Source organism: Methylococcus mesophilus (assembly GCF_026247885.1).
Lineage (GTDB): Bacteria > Pseudomonadota > Gammaproteobacteria > Methylococcales > Methylococcaceae > Methylococcus > Methylococcus mesophilus.
Genome location: NZ_CP110921.1, coordinates 2498590 through 2512133 on the forward strand (window position 1 = coordinate 2498590; position 13544 = coordinate 2512133).

Sequence of the window (13544 nt, forward strand, 5' to 3'; positions counted from 1 at the left end):
GCAAAATCGCGGGGCGGTACGTTAACCCCGAAATCCTGCCTCGAGCAGGATTTCGTATGTCCGAGAGAATGCCATGAAGACTCAGCAAAAATTTTCCAAGGCGTTCAGCTTCGAGTTTTTTCCGCCAAAAAACGACGAAGCGGCGGCAAATCTGCGCAGGACCCTAGGAAAGCTCGCGCCGCTCAAACCGCGCTTCTGCTCCGTGACCTTTGGCGCCGGCGGCTCGACGCGCGAGAAGACCTTCGAAACGGCGCTGGAGATTCAGCAGACCACCGGCATCGAGTGCGCTCCACACCTGTCCTGCATCGCCTCCACCCGCCAGAGCATCCGCGAAATCCTCGAAGCCTACCGCTCGCACGGAATCCGCCACATCGTGGCGCTGCGGGGAGACATGCCCTCCGGCATGCTGTCGGCAGGCGAATTCCGCTACGCCAACGAACTGGTGGAATTCATCCGCGCCGAAACGGGGGACCACTTCCACGTCGAGGTGGCCTGCTACCCGGAAGTCCACCCCCAAGCGGCCAGCGCCGAGAGCGATTTGAAGAACTTCAAGCGCAAGGTGGATGCCGGCGCCGACAGCGCCATCACCCAGTATTTCTACAACCCGGAAGCCTATTTCCGCTTCGTGGATGACTGCGAGCGGCTAGGCATCGACATTCCCATCGTGCCGGGCATCATGCCGATCACCAACTATTCGCAGTTGGCGCGGTTTTCCGACATGTGCGGCGCCGACATTCCGCGCTGGATCCGCAAACGGCTGGAAGCTTTCGGCGACGATCGCAAGCCGATCCGGGCCTTCGGCATGGAAGTGGTGACGGAACTGTGCCGGCGGCTGTTGGAACAAGGGGCGCCGGGCCTGCATTTCTATACGCTGAACCGGGCGGATGCCAGCCTCGATGTCTGGAAAGCGCTGGAGCTGGGATCGGCCTGAGAGAATGGACGGAGGTGGGCCAATGACGACAACGGAAAGCCAGATCGAACAGGATTTCATCGCGAAGCTGACCGATCTCAAGTACACCCACCGCCCCGACATCCGCGACCGCGCCGCAGTGGAAACCAATTTTCGCGAGAAGTTCGAGGCGCTCAACCGCGTCAAACTCACCGATAGCGAATTCCAGCGACTGCTCGACGGCGTGATCACGCAGGATGTCTACAACGCTGCCCAAACGCTGCGCAATATCAACAGCTTCGAGCGCGACGACGGCACGCCGCTCAACTACACCCTGGTCAACATCAAGGACTGGTGCAAGAACCACTTCGAAGTGGTTAACCAGCTACGCATCAACACCGACAACAGCCACCACCGCTATGACGTGATGCTGCTCATCAACGGCGTGCCGGTCGTGCAGATCGAGCTGAAGACCTTAGGCCTAAGCCCGCGCCGGGCCATGCAGCAGATCGTCGATTACAAAACCGACCACGGCAATGGCTACGGCAGAACGCTGCTCTGCTTCATCCAGCTCTTCATCGTCAGCAATCGCACCGACACCTGGTACTTCGCCAACAACAACGCCCGCCACTTCAGCTTCAACGCCGACGAGCGCTTCCTGCCCGTCTACCAGTTCGCCGCCGAGGACAACAAGAAGATTACCCACCTGGACGCCTTCGCCGAGAAGTTCCTCGCCAAATGCACCCTGGGCCAGATGGTCAGCCGCTACATGGTGCTGGTCGCCAGCGAGCAAAAGCTCCTGATGATGCGGCCATACCAAATCTATGCCGTGCAGGCCATCGTGGACTGCATCCACCAGCGCTGCGGCAACGGCTACATCTGGCACACCACCGGCAGCGGTAAAACGCTCACCTCGTTCAAGGCCTCCACCCTGCTCAAGGACAACCCGGACATCGACAAATGCCTGTTCGTGGTGGACCGCAAGGACCTGGATCGCCAGACGCGCGAGGAATTCAACCGCTTTCAGGAAAACTGCGTCGAAGAAAACACAAATACCGAGACCCTGGTGCGCCGCCTGCTCTCCGACGACTACGCCGACAAGGTCATCGTCACCACCATCCAGAAGCTGGGCCTGGCGCTCGATGACAGCAACGGGGGCAACGGCAAGCGCAACTACAAGGAGCGCCTGGAGCCCTTGCGCCAGCAACGCATCGTCTTCATTTTCGACGAATGCCACCGCTCGCAATTCGGCGACAACCACAAGGCCATCAAGGAATTCTTCCCCAACGCCCAGTTGTTCGGCTTTACCGGCACGCCCATCTTCGAGCAGAACGCCAGCTATCAGCAGATCGAAGACCAGCAGGCCAGCTACCGCACCACCGACGACCTGTTCCAGCGTTGCCTGCATGACTACACAATTACCGATGCCATCGACGACCAGAACGTTCTGAAGTTTCACATCGACTATTTCAAACCCGAAGGTAACCACCAACCCAAGCCCGGCGAGGCTCTTGCCAAGCGCAAGGTAATCGAGGCCATCCTGGCCAAGCACGACGCCGCCACCGCCGACCGCAAATTCAACGCCGTGCTGGCCACCGCCAGCATCAACGACGCCATCGAGTACCACGCCCTGTTCCAGACAGTGCAGGACGAACTGCGGGCACAAGACCCCGACTTCGCGCCGCTCAACATCGCCTGCGTCTTCTCCCCGCCCGCCGAAGGCAACAAGGATGTGCAGCAGATTCAGGAAGACCTGCCGCAGGAAAAGGCCGACAACCAGCAGGACCCGGAAGGCAAGAAAGCCGCCCTCACCCGCATCATCGCCGACTACAACGCCCGCTATGGCGCCAACCACCGCATAGCCGAATTCGACCTCTACTACCAGGACGTGCAAAAGCGCATCAAGGATCAGCAGTACCCCAACGCCGACCTGCCGCACGCCCAGAAGATCGACATCACCATCGTCGTGGACATGCTGCTCACCGGCTTCGACTCCAAGTACTTGAACACCCTGTACGTGGACAAGAACCTCAAGCACCACGGCCTGATCCAGGCCTTCTCGCGCACCAACCGCGTGCTTAACGACAGCAAGCCCTACGGCAACGTGCTGGACTTCCGCCAGCAGCAGAAGGGCGTGGATGAAGCCATCGCCCTCTTCTCCGGCGAGAGAATCGACAATCCCCGCGAGATTTGGCTGGTGGAGCCTGCCGCCGAAGTGCTCCGCCGATACGAAACCGCCGTCGCGGGCATGGCCGGGTTCATGGAGAAGAAGAACCTGGTCTGCGAACCCGAGGAGGTCTACAACCTCAAGGGCGACACCGCGCGCATCGAGTTCGTCAACCGCTTCAAGGAAGTGCAGCGCCTCAAGACCCAGCTCGACCAGTACACCGACCTGGAGCCCGAGCAAAAGGCGAAGATGGAAGCCATCCTGCCGCAGGATCAGTTGCAGAGCTTCCGCAGCACCTACCTCGAAACCGCCAAACGCCTGAAAGAGCAGCAGGCGAAGGAAGGCGAGCAGGCGCCGCCCGAAGTGCAGCAGCTCGATTTCGAATTGGTGCTGTTCGCCTCCAGCCTGATCGACTACGACTACATCATGGGCCTCATCGCCCGCATGACCGCGCAGAAACCCGGCAGGACAACGATGAACCGCGAGCAACTTATCGGCCTCATCCAGGCCGACGCCAAGTTCATCGACGAGCGCGACGACATCGCCGAATACATCCGCAGCTTGGCCGTGGGCGAAAAGCTGGAGGAAAAGGAAATTCGCGCCGGTTACGAACGCTTCAAGGCCGAGAAGAAAGCGCGCGAGCTCACCGCTATCGCCAGCAAGCACGGGCTGGACGCCGCCGCACTGCAAGCCTTCGTGGACGAAGTGCTACGCCGCCGCATCTTCGACGGCGAATGCCTCTCCGACCTCATGGCCCCGCTGGGCCTGGCGTGGAAGGCGCGCACCCAGGCCGAACTGGCGCTGGTGGGCGACCTCACGCCGCTGCTGCACAAGCTGGCCCAGGGGCGGGAGATTTCGGGGCTAAGTGCGTATGAGCAGTGAGGATGTAAGCGCAATGAGCGAAGAGACCAACAAGAAGAAGGCGCTGGTACCACGGCTAAGATTTCCGGAATTTCGGGAGGCAAATGGTTGGAATGAGAAGCCGCTTGGTGTTATCTGCGATGTTCTCAACAATAAGCGCCAACCAATTTCGAGTGACCAAAGAAAGGCTGGGCCTTTTCCATACTATGGTGCTAGTGGAATTGTTGATTTCGTCGACAACTATCTGTTCGATGAGCGGCTTTTGCTGATCGGCGAAGATGGGGCCAAGTGGGGAGCATTCGAGAAAACTGCATTTATCGTTGAAGGAAAATACTGGGTAAACAATCATGCCCACGTATTGAAGCCTGTCGACGTTAATGATGTGCTCTTAGAGAACTATTTGGTAATGCTTGACCTTGGGCCGTATGTCGCAGGCGCGGCTCCTCCTAAATTGACGTTGGCAAAGCTTAAGGGAATACCTGTTCGCTTTCCGACTGCTCAACCCGAACAACAAAAAATTGCCGACTGCCTGTCTTCCCTAGACGAACTGGTTACGGCGGAAACCCAAAAGCTGGACGCCCTCAAGACCCACAAGAAGGGCCTGATGCAGCAGCTTTTCCCCCGCGAAGGAGAAACCGTCCCCCGCCTGCGCTTTCCGGAGTTTCGGGATGCGGGGGAGTGGGAGGAAAAGCAAATTGGTGACTTGACGCCATTCATCACCAGCGGCTCGCGTGGTTGGGCAGCCTATTACGCAAACCAAGGTTCCCTTTTTGTTCGCATTACAAATCTCACGCGAGAATTAATTTATCTCGACTTGACGGACACCAAGTTCGTAAAACTTCCACAAGAGGCCAGCGAAGGAGTAAGAACCCAACTCAAAGAGTTCGACGTGTTGATTTCGATTACCGCTGATATCGGGATTATTGGCTACGTCGATGCAAACGTTCCCTCGCCTGCTTACATCAACCAACATATCGCGCTAGTGCGTTTCGATACATCGCGAGTCTGCAGTAAATACGTAAGCTACTTTTTAGCGTCCGAACGGTCGCAACGGCATTTCCGTGCGTCGACAGATACCGGTACGAAGGCAGGGATGAGCCTAATAACGGTTCAACAGATTCAACTTATGCTTCCGGCTCGCCCAGAACAACAAAAAATTGCCGACTGCCTGTCTTCCCTCGACAACCTCATCACCGCCCAAAGCCAGAAGATCGCCGCCCTCAAGACCCACAAGAGGGGCCTGATGCAGCAGTTGTTCCCGGTACATGATGAGGTGCCCGCATGAAGCCGGGCCAGCCCTTCGCCGATCTGCCCGCGCGGCGGAGTTGCGTTCCCACACCGGAGCGTGGGAACGATGGTTTATGGGGGGAACGTACCGAGATCGCTCCCACGCTCCGGCGTGGGAGTGCCGCTTTCGACGCTCCAGCGTCTAGACATGACGGAACCTGAACTATGGGTAGAAGCCGTTATGTGATTCTGGAACCCGATAAACCCCATTTTCTGACTTGCACGGTCGTTGAGTGGTTGCCGGTGTTCACCCGACCGGATGCGGTACAGATTGTTCTGGACAGTTGGCGTTATCAGCGCACCCATGACGGGTTGCGGCTCTATGGCTATGTGATTCTGGAAAATCATCTGCATTTCGTGGCCCAAGCGCCGCGTTTAGACAAGTGTGTGAGCAGTTTCAAATCGTTTACGGCGGCCCGGCTTATCGAGCTTTTGGAGGCGAGCAATGCCGAGCGTTTGTTGACCCGTCTGCGTTTTGCAAAATGCGCCCACAAGCGCGACCGCGAATACCAGTTCTGGCAAGAAGGGATTCACGCTGAAATGGTATTCAGTGAAGCGGTGATGCGGGAGAAGCTGGATTATATTCACCGGAACCCGGTGAAACGCGGATATGTGGATTTGCCTGAGCATTGGCGCTATTCGAGCGCACGCGACTATTCCGGGCAGAAGGGGCTGATGGAGGTCGATTCATGGTGCTGAGACGCTGGAGCGTCTCCGGCTGCGTTCCCACGCTGGAGCGTGGGAACGATCCGAACATAGTCCATAGACCAACTCTCGTTAGGCGCCGATGGCGCGACCTTGATTTGGCGCTCCACGCCGGCAATGCGCTTCCGCTTTCGTTTGCGGACCATCAGGCCGGCCTCGTGATACACGCGATAGGTGCGCTTTCGGTTGATTTCCCAACCCTCTCGGCAAAGTAGCACGTGCAGCCGGCGATACCCATAGCGCCGCTTCTGCGCTGCCAATTCGCACAGTCGTTCCTTGAGCTCCTGGTCTACTGGCCGCTTAGCTTCGTAGCGATACAGCGACCGAGAAATACCGATCAGCCCACAAGCCCGCGTGACGCCCATCTGGTGCTTTGTCATCAGATGGGAGACCGCCACCCTCTTGGCTTGTGGGCTTACCACTTTCGGCCTACAACCTCTTTCAACGCAGCATTGTCCAGCATCGCCTCCGCCAGCAGGCGCTTGAGCCGGGCATTCTCGGTCTCCAGTGCCTTGAGCCGCTGCGCATCCGACACTGTCAGGCCGCCGTATTTCGCTTTCCAGTTGTAGTACGTCGCCTCGCTGAGCCCGTGCTTGCGGCACAGCTCCGCTACTTTTAGGCCGGCTTCGGCTTCCTTCAGGATGCCAATGATCTGTTCTTCGGTGAAACGCTTCTTCATGCTGCCTCCTATCGAGGCAGACTCTACATCACGACCGGACTAATCTCGGGGAGCAGGTCACAACGAGTGGGACATGCTGCGCGAAACCAATCCGGCCAAAAGCCCCAAGTTCGACGCGGTGGTGGCCAATCCGCCGTTCAGTTATAGGTGGGAGCCGAGCGAGGCGCTGGGCGAGGATGTGCGCTTCAAGAATTACGGCCTGGCGCCGAAGTCCGCCGCCGATTTCGCCTTCCTGCTGCATGGCTTCCACTTCCTGAAGCAGGACGGCGTGATGGCCATCATCCTGCCGCACGGCGTGCTGTTCCGTGGTGGGGCCGAAGCCCGCATACGCACCAAGCTGCTGAAGGACGGCCATATCGACACGGTGATCGGCCTGCCGGCCAACCTGTTCTTCTCCACCGGCATTCCGGTCTGCGTCCTGGTGCTGAAGAAGTGCAAGAAGCCGGACGATGTGCTGATCATCAACGCCGCCGAGCACTACGAGAAAGGCAAGCGCCAGAACCAGCTATTGCCTGAGCACATCGACAAGATCATCGACACCTACCAGTTCCGCCGGGAGGAAGAACGCTATGCTCGGCGCGTGTCGATGGAGCGAATCGAAAAAGAAGGCTACAACCTGAATATTTCGCGCTATATCAGCACCGCCAAATCGGAAGAGGAAATCGATCTGAGCGCAGTACATGCCGAGTTGGTAGCATTAGAGAAAAAAGTCAAAGAAGCCTCGGAGAGGCATAACGGATTTCTCAAACAGCTTGGGCTTCCCGTATTGCCTTAGCGGCGTTCCCCCCGTTTTCTTCCTTCGGTGTCCGCAGACGGCTCGGATGCCTCAAGCCCCCATGCTTCGATGGCAAGCTCAATGTCTCGCGGTTTAAGGTTGGGATTGCGCCAGCCGGCGGGGTCTACTGCAACCCGTTACAGCCGCAATCAGGCGGCGTCCGCCAGAGCGCTCCGCAGCTTCTTCATCGCGCTGTTTTCGAGCTGGCGAATGCGCTCGGCGGAGACGTTATAGCGCGCCGCCAGATCGTGCAGCGTCAGCTTATCCTCGCTGAGCCAACGGCTGGCCACGATGTCCCGGCTGCGGTCGTCCAGTTGGCCGATGGCTTCGTGCAGCTTCTCCTGCTGACGGTTTTCCCATTCGCTGTGCTCGATGAGCTGGGCCGGATCCGCTCCTTCCTGCTGGAGATAATGGATGGGCGCGTGGCCTTCGCGGTCGTCGCCGTCCTCGTCGCCGTGCGCCTCTAGCGCCATGTCCGGGTTGTTCAGCCGGTTCTCCATCTTGTAGACGTCCTCGACGTCCACGCCCAGCTCCGCAGCCACCGCGGCGGCTTCCTCGGGGTTGAGCCAGCCGAGCCGGTTCTTCATCTTGCGCAGATTGAAGAACAGCTTGCGCTGTGCCTTGGTGGTGGCGATCTTCACGATGCGCCAGTTCTGGATGATGAATTCGTGGATCTCCGCCCGGATCCAGTGCACTGCGAACGAGACCAGCCTCACGCCGACGTCCGGATCGTAGCGCTTCACCGCCTTCATCAGACCGATGTTGCCCTCCTGGATCAGGTCGGCCAGCGGCAGGCCGTAGCCGAGATAACCACGCGCTATGTAGGCCACGAACCGCAGGTTCGACAGCACCAGGCGCCTGGCAGCCTCCAGGTCCTGCTCGTCACGGAAGCGGATGGCCAGTTCGCGCTCCTCGTCGGCATCCAGCCGCGGCAGACGGTTCACCGCGGCGAAATAGTCGTCGATGGAACCCAGCGGCAGATTGGTCGGGAGAGTCAATTCGTGAGTCATGGAATGCCCTGTTGTGATGGTGATGGGTTTTAGCACTCGTCCCATTTGAGTGCCAAAACTAGCGCAAGTTCCTTGCTTCGGCAAGCCCTAGCGCCTGCCGCTCACTCGGGGCGCACGTCCCGCAGGTGCTGGATGAGCACGGCGAAAGCGCCGGCTATCCCTAAGAAACAGGCGATGCCGATCAGCAGCAGCGACTCCCGGAAACCGAGAAAGGCAAGGGAAAAATCGCTGCCGTACAGCACGTTGAGCTGGCGGATCGGCGCCCTGACGATCAGCAGCATGACGCCGACAACGATCCAGGCGCCGATACTGCCGAGGAAGCCGTACCAGAAACCGGTATAGAGAAAAGGCCGCCGGATGAACCTGTCGGTCGCGCCCAGCAGCTTCTGCACGACGATTTCCTCCCGGCGGCCGTACAGTTCCAGGCGGATGGTGTTGCCGATGACGAACACGACCGCCGCCCCCAGCAGCGCCCCGAGGACGCCGAAACTGCGCTCGGCGACCTGGAGCATGGCATGGAGACGGTGCATCCACTGGATGTCGCTCTGCACCAGATCCACTTCGGGCAGGGCTTTGAGTTCGGCCACGAGCCGTTCCACCTGCTCGGGCTGGGCCAGCGAGTCCTTCGGACGCAGGCCGATCACCACGGGGAGCGGGTTGAAATTCAGGGCCGACAAGGCTTCGCCGAAACCGCTGTAGGTCTTCAACTGCTCGATTCCGGCTTCCTTGGTAACGAGCCGCGTCTCGGCGATCTGCGCATGGCTTTTCAAGCGGTCCGCCAGCTTGCGCCCGGCGTCGTTGGACAGGTCCGGCTTGAGGTAAAGCGAAATCTCGTTGGTCGCCTCCAGGTCTCCGCCGACCATGCGAAGGTTCTTCACCAGCACGTGGAAACTGGTGGGCAGCGCCAGCGTGGCGGCGATGACCAGGAGTGTGAGCGCCATGGCGAAAGGCGTGCGCCGCATCCGCCGCAGCGCCTCCTTCGCGGTCTGCACGTGCGAAACCAGGTAGCTCTGCAGCCGGTCGACCAGGGTCGGGCCGCCATGCCTGCGGGGCGCCGGCGGTGCGACCCGCCGCTGCGCGCGACGGCGCTGCCGTCTCATGCCGCCACCTCCGACAGGCTTCCGTGCTGAAGGCGCAAGACCCGCCCTCCAATCCGCGAGATCAGTTGCTCGTCGTGGCTGGCGATGAGCAAGGTCACGCCGAGATCATTGAAATCGCGGAAGATGTCCATGACCTCCCGCGCAGCCTCCGGATCGAGGTTGCCGGTGGGCTCGTCGGCGAGGATGAAGTCCGGCTTGTGGACGATGGCCCGTGCGATGCCGACGCGCTGCTGCTCGCCCCCGGACAGGGTCTGCGGCAGCCGCTTCTCCTTGGACAAGAGGCCCACTTTGCCGAGCGCCGCACGCACCCGCCGGCTGACCTCGCCGGGGTTGAATCCGGCGATGATCAGCGGCAAAGCCACATTTTCGAACACGGAGCGGTCGTACAACAGCTTGTAGTCCTGAAAGATCAGGCCGAGCTTGCGCCGGATATAGGGAATTTCCCGGTTGGAGGCGCGGGTGATATTCCGGCCATCCAGCACGATCTGGCCGCGCGTGGCCCGATCGATCACGGCGATCAGCTTGAGCAGAGTGCTCTTGCCCGCCCCCGAATGCCCGGTGAGGAACACCCGCTCGCCGCGACCGATGTGGAAGCTGACGTCGTGCAGGGCTTCGCCGAACTCGGGATAGCGCTTGTAGACCTCTTTGAATTCCAGCACGGCCTCAATGCAAGCGGGCGGTCCCGCTCGTCTCTTCCTCGGCGAACAGGGCGTCGATGAACTGGGTGGCATCGAAGTCGCGCAGATCGTCGATGCCTTCCCCGATGCCGATGAAGCGTATGGGGATTCCGAACTGCTGAGCCAGTGCGAAGATCACCCCGCCTTTGGCGGTGCCGTCCAGCTTGGTCAATGCCAGCCCTGTCAGGCCGACCGCCTCGTTGAACAGCTTGGCCTGAGACATGGCGTTCTGGCCGGTACCGGCGTCCAGCACCAGCAGTACCTCGTGCGGTGCGGTCTGGTCGAGGCGGCCGATGATGCGCTTGATCTTGCTCAGCTCTTCCATCAGGTTCGACTTGGTGTGCAAACGGCCCGCGGTATCGGCGATCAGCACGTCGACCCCGCGCGCCTTGGCGGCCTCCACGGCGTCGTAGATCACCGAAGCCGAATCGGCCCCGCTGTGCTGGGCGATCACCGCGATCTTGTTGCGCTCGCCCCAGGTCTGGAGCTGCTCGACGGCGGCGGCGCGGAAGGTGTCCCCGGCGGCCAGCATGACGCTGTGGCCCTCGTTCTGCAGCCGTTTGGCGAGCTTGCCGATGGTCGTGGTCTTACCCACGCCGTTAACCCCTACTACCAGGATGACGAAGGGCCGGACCTCAGGCGGGATGGCCAGCGGTACGCTGCAGGGGCGGACGATATCGAGCAGGCGGCCGCGCAGACGGTTGCGCAGGGTCGCGCCGTCGGCCAGGTCCTGCTTCTCGAGCCCGGAGCCCAGATCGGCGACGATTTCCCGCGTCACGTTGACGCCGACGTCGGACATCAGCAACTGCTCTTCGATCTCGTCCAGCAGTTCGCGGTCGATGCGCCCCCGGCCCAGGGCGGCAAGCAAGCCGGTCAGGCCGCTGCGGGTCTTGCCGAGTTGTCCGCGCAGGCGCTCGAACAGGGTTTCCGGCGCGGGCGGCGGAGGTACCACTTCGACCGGCGGGCGCGCCGTCACCGCTTCGGGAACGGCGGCGACTTCCGGCAGGCGCCGGCGCAGGTAGACGTTGAGATGCACCACGTTGAGCAGCAGCAGCGCCGCCACGGCCTGATGCGCGACGGCGACCGCCACCGGCAGTCGCAGCAGCACACTCAGTACGCCGAGCCCGACCTGGAGCAGCAGCAGGAAGCTCAGCAGCACCGCCGGCTTGCTGATCGGGGCCGCATTGCGGTTGGAACTGGCCCCCATTGCCACCAGACTCAGCACCAGGAACACCACCACGGCGCCGAGCCGGTGCGCGAAATGGATAGCCGCCCGCGCCTCGACCGGCAGCACCCCGCCCGCATAGTCGGCCGCAATATTCGGCCAGAGCGTGAAACCGTGCCACCAGTCCAGCTCCGGCCAGGGCTGGCCCAGACAGGTCGGGAAATCCGGGCAGGCGAGGCCGGCGTGCTGTGCCTCGGTCCAGCCGCCCAAGGCGATTTCGGCCAACAGCAGCGCCAGACCGAGACGGGCCAGAAAGCGTAAGCCCGGTGCTCCCCGCACTGCCGTCTCGTCCACCCCCGGCTTGACGCCCAGATACAAGCAGTAAGCGCAGCCGAGGGTAAGAAATCCGGTGAACAGGTGTGCGGCAGATACCAGGGGCATCGGCGCGGCATAGTGCCCCCACAGCCCCAGCCCGGCCTGTACCGCCACCAGGAGCAGCAGCGCCGCCGCCAGCGACGCAGCCCTGCCGCGGTGCGCCGGCAGCCGCCAAACCATGGCGATCAGGACCAACACCAGCACGCCGAAGGCGCCGCCCAGATAAAGGTGGGCCCAGCCCAGCCACAGCCATTTCAGCGCCTTGCCGCCGACCGCGGCCATCATCGCGGCGGCCTGCTCGTCGACGACGGGCGCACCGTAGCAACCGGGCCAGGCCGGGCAGCCGAGGCCGGCATCCGCGATACGGAGGAAAGCGCCGATCAGCAGCGCGCCCAACAAGAGGATCAGACCGAGAAAAGTGAGCTTTCTGAACATGGCATGTTGTTGTGAGTTATGGGCCATCCGGCGTCAGCCGATCTGGGAGGCGCGGAGCAGGTGTTTGAGGTCCTTCACCACGCCGTAAGGATCGAAATCCGCATCGTAATACATCATCAGGTTTCCGAGCGGATCGAGCAGGAGAATCTGGCCTGGCTGCAGCGGCCCGCCGGCCGCCTTTTCCAGCTTTTCCCGCAGAGCGGGCGCGAGTCCCGCCACGGCCAGGAATTCGTCCTGCTGCAGCCAGTCGGCCAGCGGCCCCGCGGCACTCGGATCGGTCAGCAGGAGGAGGCGGCGCACCCTGGGAATTTCCTTGTTCAGCATCAGCCGCATCTGCCGGGTCTTGTACAGGTTCTGCCGGCATACCTCGGCACACGGGCCGTCGGCGACGCTCAGGACGATCCAGCGGCCCTTGAGCTGCTCCATCGACTCGGGAGAAGTAAGCGGCGTTGCGAGCAGCTCCCCGTAGCCCAGCGGCACCGGAGGATTGACCAAGTGCCCGACGTTGCCCAGATCGCCCATCACCAGCTGCGGATGGCGGGCGAAATACCAGGCCGCGGCGAACGGCACAATGCAAATCAAGGCGATGATGATGATGGTACGCTGGTTGCGCCGCTGGGTCGGAGTGAGTGCCATGGCTGTGAGATGGTTCAAAAAATCATCGACAAACGTCAGGATCCTGCGCCGCGCCCGCCCTGAAGCCGTGGCGGAGAAACAGTCCCAGCGCGATCGCGGCGAAGGAAAACCACTGGAAGGCGTAGCCCGTGCTCTTGTCCGGATCGACGTTGGCCGGCTTCCAATCGCGCGCGTAACCTTCGGCCGCCCCTTGGTCCAGCAGCACCTGGTAAGGCAGCAGACGGTACCCGAGGCGCCGCTCCAGCGCCTCCCGTTCCGGGACCTGCACTGTCGCCGGCCAGCCGGGCGCTGGGACTTCCGCGCCTTCCAGCTTCAAGCCCACGGCGGGGAAACGCTCCACCACGCCGGTCAGCTCCACCGCGGACATCTGGATCGGCAGATCGGGCAGCCGCCGACGGTCGGGACCCGCGGGAATCCAGCCGCGATTGACCAGCACAGCCAGGTCCGCAGCCTCGAGCCTGAGCGGAGTGAGCACGTGATAGCCGGCCTTGCCGCCGTGGATCTGGTTGTCCAACAGGAACTGACGCCCGGCATCGTATTCCCCCTTCACAGCCACCCGTCGATAGCGCGGCGGCTCGATGTCGGCGTTCGGCGCATCCAGCCGCAGCGGCGGCTCGCCCGACTGGCTGGCCAGCTGCGCCTGCAGCGCCCGTTTTTCGGCGGCCCGGTTGAGCTGCCAGACCCCGAGAGAGCAGAACAGGGGTAATGCCAGCGCGATCCCGACGACCGCAACCCCCGCGGGTTTGAAGCTATAATGCCTCATTTCCCAACCGCGGCCTGTGC

The 13544-nt window shown here is 61.6% G+C and carries 13 protein-coding genes; 5 read left to right on the forward strand and 8 right to left on the reverse strand.

Annotation, left to right across the window (positions count from 1 at the left end):
• Positions 1-73: 73 nt before the first annotated feature.
• The 4 genes from metF to OOT43_RS11790 all read left to right on the forward strand — a co-directional run bounded on the left by metF (position 74) and on the right by OOT43_RS11790 (position 5903).
• Positions 74-931, forward strand: coding sequence for a methylenetetrahydrofolate reductase [NAD(P)H] (gene metF / locus OOT43_RS11775; RefSeq protein ID WP_266020776.1), 858 nt, complete (start codon positions 74-76; stop codon positions 929-931).
• A 22-nt stretch (positions 932-953) separates the two neighbouring features.
• Positions 954-3938: a type I restriction endonuclease subunit R gene (locus OOT43_RS11780; RefSeq protein ID WP_266020777.1), complete on the forward strand. Its 2985-nt coding sequence runs from the start codon at positions 954-956 to the stop codon at positions 3936-3938.
• Between the two features lie 13 nt (positions 3939-3951).
• Positions 3952-5202 (forward strand): restriction endonuclease subunit S, encoded by a 1251-nt coding sequence (locus tag OOT43_RS11785; protein ID WP_266020778.1) that lies wholly within the window; start codon positions 3952-3954, stop codon positions 5200-5202.
• A 167-nt stretch (positions 5203-5369) separates the two neighbouring features.
• Positions 5370-5903 (forward strand): REP-associated tyrosine transposase, encoded by a 534-nt coding sequence (locus OOT43_RS11790; protein ID WP_266020779.1) that lies wholly within the window; start codon positions 5370-5372, stop codon positions 5901-5903.
• Here the strand turns inward: OOT43_RS11790 and OOT43_RS11795 are convergent.
• A complete protein-coding gene (locus tag OOT43_RS11795) occupies positions 5858-6289 on the reverse strand; it encodes an IS3 family transposase (RefSeq protein WP_266020780.1) in 432 nt (143 codons plus the stop codon). The genes OOT43_RS11790 and OOT43_RS11795 overlap by 46 nt on opposite strands.
• 35 nt (positions 6290-6324) lie before the next feature.
• A complete protein-coding gene (locus OOT43_RS11800) occupies positions 6325-6588 on the reverse strand; it encodes a transposase (RefSeq protein WP_266020781.1) in 264 nt (87 codons plus the stop codon).
• 73 nt (positions 6589-6661) lie between these two features.
• Here OOT43_RS11800 and OOT43_RS11805 point away from each other — a divergent pair, with 73 nt between their 5' ends.
• Complete coding sequence (locus tag OOT43_RS11805) at positions 6662-7363, forward strand: N-6 DNA methylase (protein ID WP_266020782.1); 702 nt, start codon at positions 6662-6664, stop codon at positions 7361-7363.
• A gap of 149 nt (positions 7364-7512) precedes the next feature.
• On the opposite strand, the gene rpoH is transcribed toward OOT43_RS11805, so the two are convergent.
• The 6 genes from rpoH to OOT43_RS11835 all read right to left on the reverse strand — a co-directional run bounded on the left by rpoH (position 7513) and on the right by OOT43_RS11835 (position 13524).
• Positions 7513-8373, reverse strand: coding sequence for an RNA polymerase sigma factor RpoH (gene rpoH, locus OOT43_RS11810; RefSeq protein WP_266020783.1), 861 nt, complete (start codon positions 8371-8373; stop codon positions 7513-7515).
• A 101-nt stretch (positions 8374-8474) separates the two neighbouring features.
• On the reverse strand, positions 8475-9473 hold the full coding sequence (gene ftsX, locus OOT43_RS11815; RefSeq protein ID WP_266020784.1) for a permease-like cell division protein FtsX: 999 nt from the start codon (positions 9471-9473) through the stop codon (positions 8475-8477).
• On the reverse strand, positions 9470-10132 hold the full coding sequence (gene ftsE, locus OOT43_RS11820; protein ID WP_266020785.1) for a cell division ATP-binding protein FtsE: 663 nt from the start codon (positions 10130-10132) through the stop codon (positions 9470-9472). The genes ftsX and ftsE overlap by 4 nt, the downstream gene beginning before the upstream one ends.
• A 4-nt stretch (positions 10133-10136) precedes the next feature.
• Positions 10137-12125, reverse strand: coding sequence for a signal recognition particle-docking protein FtsY (ftsY, locus tag OOT43_RS11825; RefSeq protein WP_266020786.1), 1989 nt, complete (start codon positions 12123-12125; stop codon positions 10137-10139).
• A 33-nt stretch (positions 12126-12158) separates the two neighbouring features.
• Complete coding sequence (locus OOT43_RS11830) at positions 12159-12761, reverse strand: SCO family protein (RefSeq protein WP_266020787.1); 603 nt, start codon at positions 12759-12761, stop codon at positions 12159-12161.
• 22 nt (positions 12762-12783) lie between these two features.
• Entirely contained in the window at positions 12784-13524 is a 741-nt protein-coding gene (locus OOT43_RS11835; RefSeq protein ID WP_266020788.1) for an SURF1 family protein, read from the reverse strand.
• Positions 13525-13544: the final 20 nt, after the last annotated feature.